The organism is Bifidobacterium pullorum subsp. gallinarum, from assembly GCF_000741215.1.
GTDB lineage: Bacteria > Actinomycetota > Actinomycetes > Actinomycetales > Bifidobacteriaceae > Bifidobacterium > Bifidobacterium pullorum_B.
The window spans coordinates 268,572-283,372 of sequence record NZ_JGYX01000001.1 but is presented as its reverse complement, the minus strand read 5'-3'; the positions used below and the strand labels follow the sequence as shown (position 1 = coordinate 283,372).

General features: G+C 67.2%; 12 protein-coding genes. All 12 read left to right on the top strand.

From position 1 onward, the window contains the following. Positions 1-138: 138 nt before the first annotated feature. Positions 139-1,233, top strand: coding sequence for an N-acetyl-gamma-glutamyl-phosphate reductase (gene argC, locus BIGA_RS01345; protein ID WP_033505848.1), 1,095 nt, complete (start codon positions 139-141; stop codon positions 1,231-1,233). Continuing rightward, a complete protein-coding gene (gene argJ / locus BIGA_RS01340; protein WP_033505846.1) occupies positions 1,230-2,399 on the top strand; it encodes a bifunctional glutamate N-acetyltransferase/amino-acid acetyltransferase ArgJ in 1,170 nt (389 codons plus the stop codon). Before argC ends, argJ begins: the two co-directional genes overlap by 4 nt. A gap of 9 nt (positions 2,400-2,408) precedes the next feature. After that, positions 2,409-3,362 carry an acetylglutamate kinase gene (gene argB, locus BIGA_RS01335; RefSeq protein ID WP_193345846.1) on the top strand — a complete coding sequence of 318 codons (954 nt, stop codon included), beginning with the start codon at positions 2,409-2,411 and terminating at the stop codon, positions 3,360-3,362. After that, entirely contained in the window at positions 3,352-4,653 is a 1,302-nt protein-coding gene (locus BIGA_RS01330) for an acetylornithine transaminase (RefSeq protein ID WP_033505843.1), read from the top strand. Before argB ends, BIGA_RS01330 begins: the two co-directional genes overlap by 11 nt. A 40-nt stretch (positions 4,654-4,693) precedes the next feature. Continuing rightward, on the top strand, positions 4,694-5,659 hold the full coding sequence (gene argF / locus BIGA_RS01325) for an ornithine carbamoyltransferase (protein WP_033505841.1): 966 nt from the start codon (positions 4,694-4,696) through the stop codon (positions 5,657-5,659). A gap of 15 nt (positions 5,660-5,674) precedes the next feature. After that, complete coding sequence (gene argR / locus BIGA_RS01320; RefSeq protein ID WP_033505840.1) at positions 5,675-6,196, top strand: arginine repressor; 522 nt, start codon at positions 5,675-5,677, stop codon at positions 6,194-6,196. A 91-nt stretch (positions 6,197-6,287) separates the two neighbouring features. After that, positions 6,288-7,526 carry an argininosuccinate synthase gene (locus tag BIGA_RS01315; protein ID WP_033505838.1) on the top strand — a complete coding sequence of 413 codons (1,239 nt, stop codon included), beginning with the start codon at positions 6,288-6,290 and terminating at the stop codon, positions 7,524-7,526. 67 nt (positions 7,527-7,593) lie between these two features. Then, entirely contained in the window at positions 7,594-9,069 is a 1,476-nt protein-coding gene (argH, locus tag BIGA_RS01310; protein WP_033505836.1) for an argininosuccinate lyase, read from the top strand. Further along, on the top strand, positions 9,069-11,858 hold the full coding sequence (locus BIGA_RS01305) for an ABC transporter permease (protein WP_033505835.1): 2,790 nt from the start codon (positions 9,069-9,071) through the stop codon (positions 11,856-11,858). The genes argH and BIGA_RS01305 overlap by 1 nt, the downstream gene beginning before the upstream one ends. 151 nt (positions 11,859-12,009) lie before the next feature. Next, positions 12,010-12,462, top strand: coding sequence for a hypothetical protein (locus BIGA_RS01300; protein ID WP_033505833.1), 453 nt, complete (start codon positions 12,010-12,012; stop codon positions 12,460-12,462). A gap of 200 nt (positions 12,463-12,662) precedes the next feature. Continuing rightward, complete coding sequence (locus BIGA_RS01295; protein WP_033505933.1) at positions 12,663-14,132, top strand: anthranilate synthase component I family protein; 1,470 nt, start codon at positions 12,663-12,665, stop codon at positions 14,130-14,132. Beyond that, positions 14,129-14,701: an anthranilate synthase component II gene (locus tag BIGA_RS01290; RefSeq protein ID WP_033505832.1), complete on the top strand. Its 573-nt coding sequence runs from the start codon at positions 14,129-14,131 to the stop codon at positions 14,699-14,701. The genes BIGA_RS01295 and BIGA_RS01290 overlap by 4 nt, the downstream gene beginning before the upstream one ends. Positions 14,702-14,801: the final 100 nt, after the last annotated feature.

Below are 14,801 nucleotides of genomic sequence, written 5' to 3'. Positions count from 1 at the left end.
GCGGTGCGGGGCATTGCTGTTGCGGCCATAAGACCGCCCATCGACTTGGCGTGCATAATATGCAATGTACTGCATAATGTGTATGCTGGGTGTTGTATTCGGAGTGCATGACGGTCATGCGCGGAAAGGTGACGCGAAATGGCGAAATACACGGTCGCCGTGGCAGGGGCCACAGGATATGCGGGAGGCGAGGCGCTGCGCATCCTGGCGGCGCATCCCGCGTTCGAGGTGACCTGCGTGGCGGGACATTCCTCGGTGGGGGACCGGTTGGGCCGACACATGCCCCACATCCCGCAATTGGCCGATCTGGTGGTGGAGGACACCACGCCGGAGGTGCTCAACGGCCATGACGTGATCATCCTGGCACTGCCGCACGGGGCCTCCGGGGCGCTTGCCGCGCAGCTCGACCCGGACGCCGTCGTCATCGACCTGGGGGCCGACCACCGGCTCGAGGAACGCTCCGCGTGGGACGCCTACTACGGAGGGGACTTCTACGAGCACTGGGCGTACGGCATGCCCGAGCTCATCATCGGCAGGGACGCCGAGGGCGGGTACGTCCGGCAGCGCGGCGTGCTTCCGGGAAGCCGGCGCATCGCCGGTCCCGGCTGCAACGTGACGGCCGTCACGCTGGCGCTGCAGCCGGCGGTGGCCGAAGGGCTGGTCGAGACCACCGATATCGTGGCCGATCTGGTCGTCGGCTACTCGGGCGCCGGCAAGAACCTCAAGCGTGCGAATCTGCTTGCCGCGGAGGCGTTCGGATCCGCGGTGCCCTACTCGGTGGGCGGCACGCACCGCCATATCCCCGAGATCCTGCAGAACCTGGCCCATGCGGCAGGCCTGACGGCCGCCGACGCGGACCGCTTCACACTCGGGTTCACGCCGATCCTGGCCCCGATGTCGCGCGGCATCCTGGCCTCGGTCTCCGCCCGTCTGACCGACCGCGGGGCCGCGATGAGCGATGCCGACATCCACGCGATCTGGGAGCGAGCCTACGCCGGCCAGGAGTTCATGGTCGTGCTGCCGGAGGGCGTGCTGCCGGCCACGCAGAACATCATCGGATCGAACGCGGCCCATCTGCAGGTGGTCGTGGACCGCAAGGCGAACCGTCTGCTCGCGTTCGCCGCCATCGACAACCTCAACCGTGGCACCGCCGGACAGGCCGTGCAATCACTGAACATCGCACTGGGACTCCCTGAGGATCAGGGACTGACGAAGATTGGAGTGGCACCGTGAGCGTGACGTTCGCCAAGGGATTCAGAGCGGCCGGCGTGGAGGCCGGCATCTCCGCCGTGGACGGCAAGAAGGATCTGGCCCTGGTGGTCAACGACGGCCCGCTGGACGCGATGGCCGGCGTGTTCACGCCGAACCGGTTCTGCGCCGCGCCCGTGCAGTGGACCCGGGGCGTCGTGGCCGACGGCCATGCCAAGGCCGTGATCCTCAACTCGGGCGGGGCGAACGCCTGCACCGGACAGGCCGGGTACGACCAGTCCGCCGCCACCGCCGCCACGGTGGCCGAACTGCTCGGCTGCACGCCCGATGACGTGGCCGTATGCTCGACCGGTCTGATCGGCGAGCTGCTGCCGCTGGACAACGTCCTGGCCGGCGCCGCGGCCGCCCATGCGGCGCTGGCGGATACCGCCCAGGCCGGGGCGGATGCCGCGCACGCCATCATGACCACCGACACCAAGCCGAAAACCGTCGAGCTCGAAGGCAACGGCTACCGCATCGGCGGCATGGTCAAGGGCTCGGGCATGATCGCCCCCCAGCTGGCCACCATGCTGTGCGTCATCACCACCGACGCGGTGGTGACCGCCGGGCAGATGCAGGCGGCGTTGGCCGTCGGCGTCGACACCTCGTTCAACCGCATCGACGTGGACGGCTGCATGTCCACCAACGACACGGTGCTGCTCATGGCCTCCGGCGCCTCGGGCGTCGAACCGGACCCCGACGAGTTCAACGCGCTGGTGGCGCAGGCCTGCGCCACGCTCGCCCGCCAGATCATCGGCGACGGCGAGGGCGCCAGCCATGACGTGCGGATCACCGTCGCCGGCGCGACCAGCGAGGACGCCGCACTGGCCTGCGGGCGCGCCGTGGCCGCATCGAACCTGCTCAAGTGCGCGATCGCGGGCAACGATCCGAACTGGGGGCGCGTCGTCAGCTCCCTGGGCACGGTTCCCGAAACCGTGGCGCCGTACGACCCGAACCGGGTGACCGTGGACATCAACGGCGTGCGCATCTGCGACGGCGGCAAGCCCGGCCGCGACCGGGCCGAGGTGGATATGACGCCGCGGGAGGTGCATATCGACATCGACCTGAACGCCGGCGACGCCGAGGCGACCGTATGGACCGACGACCTGACCCACGAATATGTGCATATCAATGCCGATTACGAAAGCTGAACAACCATCATGACAACTTGGAAAGGCCCCGGATACCATCTGGACGTCCACACCGACCTGACCCCCGACCAGAAGGCCGAGGTGCTCATCGACGCGCTGCCCTGGCTGGAGGAGTTCGCCGGGCAACGCATCGTGGTCAAATACGGCGGCAACGCCATGGTCGACGAACACCTGAAGCAGTGCTTCGCCGAGGACATGGTCTTCCTGCGCCAGGTGGGCCTGCATCCGGTTGTGGTGCATGGGGGAGGCCCGCAGATCTCGCGGATGCTCGACGCGCTGGGCATCGAATCGGAGTTCCGCGGCGGACTGCGCGTCACCACGCCCGAAGCCATGGACGTGGTGCGCATGGTGCTCACCGGCAAGGTTTCGCGCGAACTGGTCGGCCTGATCAACGCGCACGGCCCGTTCGCCGTCGGCCTGTCCGGCGAGGACGGCGCCCTGTTCTCCGCCATGCAGCGTAGGCCGGTCATCGACGGCCAGGCCACCGACATCGGCCTGGTGGGCGATGTGGTGAGCGTGGACGCGTCGGCCGTCGAGGACCTGATCAACGCCGGACGCATCCCCGTGGTCTCCTCGGTCGCGCCGAACGAGGACGACGCCACGCAGGTGCTCAACGTCAACGCCGATTCGGCCGCCGCCGCCCTGGCCGCGGCGCTCGGCGCGCGCAAGCTGGTGATCCTGACCGATGTGGATGGCCTGTATGCCGACTGGCCGGACCGCAACTCGCTGATCGGCCGCATCGGCGTGGAGAACCTGCGCGACATGCTTCCCGACCTGGAGAGCGGCATGCGGCCCAAGATGGAGGCCTGCGTGCGCGCCCTGGATGGCGGCGTGCCCCAGGCGCACATCATCGACGGCCGCAAGCCGCACTCGATTCTCAATGAGATCTTCACCACCGCCGGTATCGGTACGATGGTGGTGCCGGAAGATGGCGTGGAAATGAGGAGTTCCTATGGCAGATGAATCGCAGACCACCGAAACGCTCGGCCCCGAGGACAGCAAGTGGCTGGGCGAGTACTCGCGCGTGCACATGAACGTGTTCGGCACGCCGCTGCGTGTGATGGACCACGGGCAGGGCACCCGCATCTGGGATGTGGACGGCAACGAATACCTTGACTTCCTGGCGGGCATCGCCGTCAACTCGCTCGGCTACGCCCACCCAGCCTGGGTGCAGGCCGTCAGCGCCCAGGCCGCCAAGGTGGCGCACACCAGCAACTACTTCGCCACCGAGCCGCAGATCGAGCTGGCCGCGCGTCTGGTCAAGCTGGCCGGCGCACCGGAGGGCTCGCACGTGTACTTCGGCAATTCGGGCGCCGAAGGCAACGAGGCGGCCCTGAAACTCGCCAAGCTGTACGGGCGCACGCTGCCGGGCGCCGCGCCGGAGATCGGCGGCAAGCCGGCCCGCATCATCGCGCTGACCCACGGGTTCCACGGCCGCACGCTGGGCGCGTTGTCGGCCACCTGGAAGCCGGTCATCCGCATGCCGTTCGAACCGCTGGTGCCGAACATCGAATTCGTCGAGGCCGGCGACCCGATGGCCCTGTACGAGGCGTTCGGGCAGACCGGTCTGGGCCGGTACGGCAAGGGGCCGGTGGCGGCCGTCATCATGGAGCTCATCCAGGGCGAGGCGGGCGTCCGTCCGCTCGGCGCCGACTATGTGGCCAAGGTGCGTGCCATGTGCGACGCCAACGACGCGCTGCTGATCATCGACGAGGTGCAGACCGGCATCGGACGCACCGGCGCGTGGTTCGCGTTCCAGCGCGAGGACCTGTCCGGCGGCATCACGCCGGATATCGTCACGTTCGCCAAGGGCGTGGCCGGCGGCTTCCCGATGGGCGGCATGATCGCCTTCGGCGAGAAGCTCTCCGCCCTGTTCTCCCCGGGCACCCACGGCTCCACCTTCGCCGGCAACCCGCTGGCCGCCTCCGCGGCGCTGGCCACGCTCGACGTCATCGAGCGGGAGGGCCTGATCGCCAACGCCGAGGCGCGCGGCGAACAGCTGCGCCAGGGCATCATGGCCTCGGACAACCCGCTGTTCGAATACGTGCGCGGCCGCGGTCTGCTCAACGCCATCCAGCTGACGCATCCGTGCGCGCACGCCGCCATGGACTGGGCGCTGGAGCACGGGCTGATCGTCAACGCCGTGGCTCCCGACGCGCTGCGTCTGGCGCCGCCGCTGATCGTCAGCGAACGGGACGTTGATGAGGCCGTCGCCATCCTCGCCGGCATCCCCAACGACCTGCCCAACGACTGAAATCCACCACACCACGCATAACACGCATAAGGAGAAGACCATGACCGGACAACTGCGCCACATGCTGCGCGACGACGACGTAACCCATGAGGAGCAGAAGCAGATCCTCGAACTCGGCATGAAGTTCCGCGAGAACCGGTTCTACCACCGTCCGTTCGAGGGGCCGCAGGCGGTCGCCGTCCTGTTCGACAAGCCCAGCACCCGTACCCGTTCCAGCTTCGCCACCGGCGTCGCCGAACTCGGCGGGTACCCGCTGGTCATCGACAAGTCCGGCTCCCAGCTGGGCCGCGGCGAGCCCGTCGCCGACACCTCCCGCGTGCTCACCCGCATGACCTCCGCCATCGTCTGGCGTACCTTCGGTCAGGACCGCGTTGAGGAGATGGCGAAATACGCCACCGTGCCGGTGGTCAACGCGCTGACCGACACCTTCCACCCCTGCCAGATCCTGGCCGACCTGCTGACCATCGCCCAGTTCCGCGGCGGCGTGGACGCCCTGCCGGGCATGACGATCGCCTACTTCGGCGATGCGGCCAACAACATGGCCAACTCGTATCTGCTCGGTGGCGCGGTGGCCGGCATGCACGTGCGCGTGGCCGGCCCGTACGGGTATCTGCCCGACCCGCAGATCGTGGCCGATGCGGAACGCATCGCCGCGCAGACCGGCGGCTCGATCCTGGTGACCACCGACCCGCAGGAGGCCGCGAAGGACGCCGACTGCATCTTCACCGACACCTGGGTGTCGATGGGCGAGGAGGCCGAGTACGCGGTGCGCTCCAAGCCGTTCTGGGACTACCAGGTCAATGACGAGCTCATGGCGCTGGCCAAGCCCGACGCGCTGTTCCAGCACTGCCTGCCGGCCTACCGCGGCAAGGAGGTCACCGCTTCGGTGATCGACGGTCCGCAGTCCGTGGTGTGGGACGAGGCCGAGAACCGCCTGCACGCGCAGAAGGCGCTGCTCACCTGGCTGATCGGCCAGCAGCGCGGCGACGCCGATCTGCTGTCCTGAGCCTGAGAGGCGGACATGTCGGAAGCGAATCCGTTGCAGCGGCCCGCAACCCGGGCCGCCCGCCTGAGCGCGGTCGAGGAGGCGTTGCTCAAGTACGTCATCACCTCGCAGTCCCAGCTTTCGCAGATCCTGGCCGATGAGGACATCGAGGTGACGCAGGCCACGCTGAGCCGTGACCTGGATGAGCTGGGCGCGGTGAAGACACGCCTGGCGGATGGCACCGTGGCCTACACGATCGGCGGGCGCCAGCAGAACCCCGCCCCGCATGCCGGGGGCAAGGGCGAACAGCAGATGTCACGGGTCCTGTCTGGGCTGGTGACCTCGGTGGCCAGCGCCGGCAACCTGATCGTCGTGCACACGCCATCCGGCGCCGCGCAGTATGTGGCCAGCGTGATCGACAAACAGCCGCTCGACGGCGTGCTCGGCACCATAGCCGGGGACGACACCGTCATGGTCATCTGCGCGGATGAGGCCATGGCCTCGGCCCGATCCAAGTGGCTGCTCGACATCGCCTCCAAGACCACATCGGAGCAGTGACGTCCGGTTGGCGTCACGACGCACCGATGGTGAATATTTATACAAGCATATGCATATACTTGCAGTCAGTGTTCGATAGAAAGGGCAGAACATGAGTGACAAGAACCGCATCGTACTGGCCTACTCCGGAGGTCTGGACACCTCCGTGGCCATCCCGTACCTGAAGGACCGCACCGGCAAGGACGTGGTCGCCGTCTCGCTGGACGTCGGTCAGGGCGGCGAAAGCCTGGAGACCATCAAGGAGCGCGCGCTGGCCTGCGGCGCGGTCGAGGCCTACGTCGTCGACGCCCGCAACGAGTTCGCCGACGAGTACTGCATGCTGGCGCTTAAGGCCAACGCCATGTACGAAGGCGTCTACCCGTTGGTCTCCGCCATCTCCCGCCCGCTGATCACCAAGCATCTGGTGCGCGCCGCCCACCAGTTCGGCGCCGACACCATCGCCCACGGCTGCACCGGCAAGGGCAACGACCAGGTGCGCTTCGAGGTGTCGATCCAGTCCATCGACCCCACGCTCAAGGCCATCAGCCCGATCCGCGACCTGTCGCTGACCCGCGACGTGGAGATCGCCTACGCCAAGGAGCACCAGCTGCCGATCGTGCAGACCGAGAAGAGCCCGTACTCGATCGACCAGAACGTCTGGGGCCGCGCCATCGAAACCGGCTTCCTGGAGGATCCGTGGAACGGCCCGACCAAGGACTGCTACGCCTACACCGACGATCCGGCCTTCCCCCCGGTGGAGGACGAGGTCATCATCGAATTCAAGCAGGGCGTGCCGGTGAAGATCGACGGCCGCGACGTGACCCCGCTGCAGGCCATCGAGGAGATGAACCGCCGCGCCGGCGCCCAGGGCATCGGCCGCATCGACCTGATCGAGGACCGCCTAGTCGGCATCAAGTCCCGTGAGCTGTACGAGTGCCCGGGCGCAGTGGCGCTGATCACCGCGCACCAGGAGCTGGAGAACTGCTGCCTGGAGCGCGAACAGCACCGTATCAAGCGCGACATCGACAAGCGCTGGGGCGAACTGGTCTACGACGCGCAGTGGTTCTCTCCGGCGGTCAAGTCGCTCAACGCGTTCATCGAGGACACCCAGCAGTACGTCTCCGGCGAAATCCGCATGATCCTGCACGGCGGCCGCGCCGTGGTCACCGGACGCCGCTCCGAGACCTCGCTGTACGACTACAACCTGGCCACCTACGATTCCGGTGACAGCTTCGATCAGAACGCCTCCAACGGCTTCATCGAGATCTACGGCCTGCCCACCCGCGTGGCCGCCGCCCGCGACGTCAAGTTCGGCAACGGCATCGAGGTGCCGGACAACACCGTCGAGTAACCGATAGCGTCACGTCCTCCCTCCGACGGCTTCCCGCCGGAGGGAGGACTCGTATTAAGGTGGACATATGACTGAACAGAACGAACATCTTGCCCTGTGGGGCGGCCGGTTCTCCTCCGGTCCTTCGCCCGAGCTCGCCAGGCTCTCCAAATCCACCCAGTTCGACTGGCGTCTGGCCGACGACGACATCGCCGGATCGCGCGCCCATGCGCGGGCGCTCGGCCGTGCCGGCCTGCTGACCGCGGACGAGCTCAACCGCATGGAGGAGGCCCTCGACGAGCTGCAGCGCCGTGTGGACTCCGGGGCGTTCGCGCCGATCGAGGACGACGAGGACGAGGCCACGGCGTTGGAGCGTGGCCTGCTGGAGATCGCCGGGGACGAATTGGGCGGCAAGCTGCGTGCGGGGCGTTCACGCAACGACCAGATCGCCTGCCTGATCCGCATGTGGCTGCGCCGCCACGCCCGCCGCGTCGCGGGGCTCACGCTCGACCTGGTCAACGCGCTGATCGCCCAGTGCGAGCAGGCCGGGGACGCGGTCATGCCCGGGCGCACCCACATGCAGCACGCCCAGCCGGTGCTGCTCGCCCATCAGCTCATGGCCCACGTCTGGCCGCTGCTGCGCGACGTGCAGCGCCTGGTGGACTGGGACGCCCGCATCGACGCCAGCCCGTACGGCTCCGGCGCCCTGGCCGGCAACACGCTCGGTCTGGACCCGCAGAACGTGGCCGTGGAACTCGGGTTCTCCCGCGTCACCGACAACTCGATCGACGGCACCGCCTCGCGCGATCTGGTCGCCGAGTTCGCGTTCGTGGCGGCCATGCTCGGCGTGGACATCTCGCGCCTGAGCGAGGAGATCATCATCTGGAACACGCAGGAGTTCGCGTTCGTGCGGCTGGATGACGCCTATTCCACCGGATCGTCGATCATGCCGCAGAAGAAGAACCCGGACATCGCCGAACTGGCGCGCGGCAAGTCCGGCCGTCTCATCGGCGACCTGACCGGTCTGCTGGCCACGCTCAAGGGGCTGCCCACCGCGTATGCGCGCGATCTGCAGGAGGACAAGGAGGCCGTGTTCGACCAGGTCGACACCCTGGAGGTGCTGCTGCCGGCCTTCACCGGCATGGTGGCCACGATGGCCTTCGACACGGACCGTCTGGCCGCCGAGGCGCCGACCGGTTTCGCGCTGGCCACCGACATCGCCGAATGGCTGGTGCGCAACGGCGTGCCGTTCCGCCACGCGCATGAGCTCTCCGGTGCCTGCGTCAAGATCGCCGAGGAGCGCGGCCAGGAGCTGTGGGATCTGACCGACGCCGACTTCATCACGGTATTCGAGGGATATCTGCCTGCCGACAAGGCCCCGCAGGTGCGCGAGGTGCTGTCCACCGAGGGCTCGGTGGCCGCACGCCGCGGCAAGGGCGGCACCGCGCCCGAACGTGTGCGCGAACAGATCGTCGACGCCAGGTCCAAGGTCGAATCCCTCCATGTCTTCGCCGTCTCCATCAGCGACGGCCCGGCCTACAGGCCCGAAGGCTCACTGGCCTGATGCACGGCGCGTTCGCCAAGATCGTCCGGCGTTCCATCCGTGGTTCGCTCGGACGGTTCCTGGCCATCATCGGCATCGTGGCGCTCGGCTGCGGTTTCTTCGCGGGACTGCAGATGAGCGGCCCCGACATGCGTGCGTCCGCCGACCGGTATTACGACGGCACGCACCTGTGGGACATCCGGCTGCTCTCCACACTCGGATTCTCCGATGACGATGTGCAGCGCGTGCGGGATATCGAGGGCATCGCGGATGCCATGCCCTCGATATCCACCGATGCGATGATGCAGATGGGTGACGAACAGGCCGCCGTCAGGATCGCCCTGCTGCCGGACGGCGCGCAGGACGGCGAACAGACCGACGAGGTGACCGTCGCCTCCGATGACGATGGGTACCTCAACCGTCTGCTGCTGCGCGACGGCCGGTGGCCGACGGCGGAGGACGAATGCGTGGTCTCCGCCGACACCGCCGCCGGCGAACCGCACATCGGGCAGACCATCCACGTGCTCTACGGCACCGATGCGTTGGACGGGACGCTGGACAGCCGCGAGTTCACCGTCGTCGGCACCGTCAGCTCCTCGAACTACCCGTACACGGTCAGCTTCGGGTCGACCACGCTCGGCTCCGGCATGATCGAACAGTATCTGTACGCGCCGCGCGACGCCTTCGCCGCCGACGCCGCGTACACCGAGATCTACGCCACCGTGGAGGGCGCGGACGCCCACGAAAGCGGATCCGACGACTACGAACAAACCGTGACCCGGGTCGCCGACCGCATCGAACGGAACACCGATGACCTGGCCGCCGACCGCCTGGACGACGTCAAACGCCCCCTCCAGCAGGAACTGGACGAACGCCGCGCCACCTATGAGACCGAACGCGATGCTGCGATGGCGCAGCTCGAACAAACGGCGCAACAGCTCGACGTCGTCGCGCAATCGAGCCCGGGGAGCGGCCAGATCGCCGCGGCCCGCGCGCAACTTGAACAGCAGCAGGATCAGACCGAACGGGAATTCGCCGACGCCGAAGCGCAACTGACGGACGCACAGGCCGAGCTCGACGCCATGGAATCCCCCGAACTCTACGTGCTCGACCGCACCCAGAGCGAGGGTGCGGCCAGCTATCAGGGCGACAGCGAACGCATGGACAGCATCGCCGACGTGTTCCCGGCCATGTTCTTCCTGGTGGCCGCGCTCGTGGCCCTGACCACCATGACCCGCATGGTGGAGAACGAGCGCATCGAGATCGGCACCTACAAGGCGCTCGGCTACGGCACCGCCACCATCGCCTGCAAGTACCTGGCCTACGCGGCCGCGGCGAGCGTCACCGGAGCCGTCATCGGCATCGCCGTGCTCAGCCAGGTCCTGCCGTATATCGTCATGCAGGCGTACGCCATCATCTACGCGGTGCCCGCGCCGCCGTTGCCGCTGCCCATCCAGCCGGGCGCCGCACTGCTCTCCGGCGGTCTCGGCGTCGGCGTGACCCTGCTGTGCACCTGGTTCGCCGTGGTGTCCAGCCTGCGCGAGACCCCCTCCCGGCTGATGCTGCCGCGTCCGCCGAAGGCCGGCAAGCGCATCGTGCTCGAACACGTCGGACCGTTGTGGCGGCGGATGTCGTTCTCCTGGAAGGTCACCTGCCGGAACATCTTCCGCTACAAACGGCGTTTCCTCATGACTCTTATCGGCATCAGCGGCTGCACGGCGCTGATGCTCGTCGGTTTCGGCCTGCATGATTCGATTTGGGACATCATCGACAACCAGTTCGGGACGATCCAGCACTACAACACCGTCGTCAGCCTGGACGCGAACGCGACCGACGAGGATCTCGAATCGGTGTGGCGCACTTTGCGGGAGCATGACGCCACCGAATTGACCCGCGTGGATGTGCAGAACATGCAGGTTGCCGGAACGGACGATGCCGACCCGTTGGCCGTGCAGGTCATCGTTCCGCGGAAGGCGTCGGCGCTGTCCGACGTCATCACCTTCCGCGAGCGCGTGGGCCACACCCCGGTTGCCTTCGACGACGACGCGGTGCTGGTGACCGAGAAGGCCGCCGCCACGCTCGGCCTGCATGTCGGTGACGAGCTGACCCTGTACCGGCAGGACGGCATGGGCAACGCCACGGGCGGTGGCGCGCGGGCGCGGATCACCGGCATCGTGGAGAACTACGTGGGCAATATGGTCTATGTGGGGCCCGAAGTCTGGCGGCAAGCCGCGGCGCAGGACGACGGGATGGACACCGACCTCGCGTACCGGACCACGTACGCGGTGACGCCGGACGGCCAGCGCGCCAGGGACGACCTGTCGGCCGCCCTGCGCGAGGTGCCGCATTTGTCCACGGTCGGGTTCTCGGCGATCTCGATCGACACGTATTCCACGATGTTGAGCTCGATCAACCTGATTGTGGTGGTGCTCATCGTCTCGGCCGCGGCGTTGGCGTTCATCGTGCTGTACAACCTGACGAACATCAACATCGGCGAACGCGTGCGCGAGATCGCCACGCTCAAGGTGCTGGGGTTCACCCGCGGCGAGGTCAACGCCTACATCTTCCGGGAGATCGCGATCCTCTCGTTGGTCGGTGATCTGTTCGGGTTGGCGCTCGGCACCTGGCTGGAGGGATTCGTCATCACCACGGTGGAGGTGGATGTGGTGATGTTCGGGCGGATCATCCATCCGTTGAGCTACCTGTACGCCTTCCTGCTCACTTTGGTGTTCAGCGGTGTGGTGGTGCTGGCCATGCGCGGCCGGCTCGACAAGGTGGATATGGTGGAGAGCCTCAAATCGGTGGACTGACCGCGATGCGCCCCGAATGGGCGGTTTCTGCCGTAAAAGGGGAACATTCGGGCTGTTTGCGGTAAACAGGGCCGCCGATGCAGTCCATACTGAGGGTCGGCATGGATGGATCCATGCCCAAAGGAAGAGAGCTTTCGGGAAAGGAACCATTGTGACCTCCTCCAACCAGTCCGTGTCCGCGGAACGCGGCGCACTCAAGGTGTTCGGCGTGCTGTTCATCGTGTTGGGCGTCGTCTACCTCATCTCGGGCGGCGTGATGATCGCCGGCGCGCGCGTGGTGGACCCCGCCCAGACCGTGGCCGTCGCCGATGGTCTTGACCTCAACGTGATGGTGTGGAGCCTCGCTCTGGCCATCTGGTGGCTGATCTCGGGCCTGTTCTACATCGTGTTCGGTGCGCTGGGCATCCGTGGCGCCAAGAACCCCGCCAAGATCGGCGTGTTCATGGTACTCGCCTGGATCCTGGCCATCGTTGGCATGATATCCGTGGTGCTCAGCCAGTTGCTCGGCGCCTCCGTGAACTGGCTCGGCTGGATCGTGTTCGCGGTCACCATCGCCGCCGCGATCTACGCCACCAAGATCCGCAAGGACGCCAGGAACGCCTGAGCGCCGTACGCCGGTCCCGTCCGGCCGCATATCGTGCCCGACGGCGGACCGGTGTCGCATACAATCCGGAGGCCTCTCCCGAACGCCGGGAGGGGCCTCCGGATTGTATGTGGATGTCTGCATCGTGAACATGCGGGATGCACGGCAACGACGGCGCGGTATTGTTTGCTCCAACCTACTGCCGGACCGAAAGCGCCACCATGTTCACCACCACACCATTGGACACCATTCAACGGGCCGCCGCCTCGGGCGCATACACCATCGCGCCCGTCGGTAGGGAGATCCTGGCCGACGACATCACGCCGATCGAGGCGTTGCGCGCGTTCAAGACCGTGTCCGACCGCTGCTATCTGCTCGAATCGGTGGTCGGACGAGAACGGCGCGGACGGTACACCTTCCTCGGATTCGAACCGTCGCTGGCGGTGACCTGCACCGACGGGCGGATAACCATCGGCGACAGGACCTTCCACACCGACGACCCCTCCGCGCGGATCCGGGAGATCCTCAGCCGGTACCGCAGCCCGCGCATCGAGGGCATGCCGCCGTTCACCGGCGGTCTGGTCGGCTACTTCGCCTTCGAGTACCTGAAATACGCGGAGCCGACGGTCCGGCGTGACGTGGACAACCCGCACGGGCTGCGCGACCTGGAACTCATGCTGTTCGACAAGGTCGTGGCCTTCGACAACGTGCGCCAGACCGTGACCCTGATCGTCAACATGCCGCTGGATGGCGACCTCAAGGTCGCATACAACCAGGCCGTCACCGAACTCGACCGGCTCGAACGGCTGCTGCGCGAGGGCGAACGGTGCCGGAACGGCGAGGGGCGGCTGACCGGCCCGATCACGGCGCTGTTCAGCCGCGACCAGTTCCGGGCCATGGTCGAACGCGCCAAGTTGCACATCCACGAAGGCGACATCTTCCAGATCGTGCCGTCCAACCAGCTGAGCGCCCCGTTCGAAGGCAGCCTGCTGGACACCTACCGGGTGCTGCGCGTCACCAACCCCTCACCGTACATGTTCTACCTGTCCGGCACCGACATCGAGATCGCCGGCGCCTCGCCGGAAACCCTGGTCCGTCTGGAGAACGGCGTCCTGCACACCTTCCCGCTGGCGGGCACGCGGCCGCGCGGCACGAGCGACGAGGAGGACCTCCGGCTCGAACGGGAACTGCTCGCCGACCCCAAGGAACTGGCCGAACACAACATGCTCGTCGATCTGGGGCGCAACGACCTGGGGCGCGTCAGCCGGTTCGGCTCCGTGCAGGTGGAGCGGCTGCGCGACATCGAACGCTACTCGCATGTCATGCACATCGCCTCCAACGTGCGCGGCGAACTGCGCGAGGACTGCGACGCGCTCGACGCCATCGCCGCGGTCCTGCCCGCGGGCACGCTCTCGGGCGCCCCGAAGATCCGCGCCTGCCAGCTGATCGGCGAGATGGAGGGCGTCAAGCGCGGCGTCTACGGCGGGGCGATCGGCTACCTCGACTTCACCGGCAACATGGACGTGTGCATCGGCATCCGCCTCGCCTTCGCGCAGGACGGCCGTGTCTTCGTGCGCGCCGGCGCGGGCATCGTGGCCGATTCGGTGCCCGACAACGAATACCAGGAATGTCTGAACAAGGCCGGCGCCACACTGGACGCGCTGCGGATCGCGGGGGAGGGAATGCGATGATCCTGCTCATCGACAGCTACGACAGCTTCTCATACAACCTGGTGCAGGCAATCGGGTCGATCGACGCCGACATCCGCGTGGTCCGCAACGACGAACTGACGCTGGACGAGATCCGCGCGCTGCACCCCGACCGGATCGTCCTGTCCCCGGGGCCGGGACGACCCGAGGACGCGGGCGTGATCGTGGACGTGGCGCGCGAACTGAACGGCGTGGTGCCGATGCTGGGCGTCTGCCTCGGCCACCAGGCCATCTGCCAGGCATACGGGGCCACCATCACCTACGCGCGCCGGCTCATGCACGGCAAGCAGTCGCCGACCGAACTTGATCCGCGCTGCCCGCTGTTCGCCGGATGCGCGCCGAACGTGCCGGTCGCGCGGTATCATTCGCTGGCGGTGGACCCGTCCACGTTGCCGTCGGAACTCAAGGTGACGGCCACCGCGGACGACGGCGAGGTGATGGCCGTGGCCGACGTCCGCCCCGGGCGTGCCCCCGTCTACGGGGTCCAGTTCCACCCCGAATCCATCATGACGCCCGACGGCATGACGATGTTGCGCAACTTCTTTTCCTGAACCGAAAACGTTTCCGGGCTTGAGCAGTTCCGCACCGCGTATGTCCGGTACGGAACCGCTCAAGACACCCGCATAACGGTGCGGCACCATGGCATGAGGG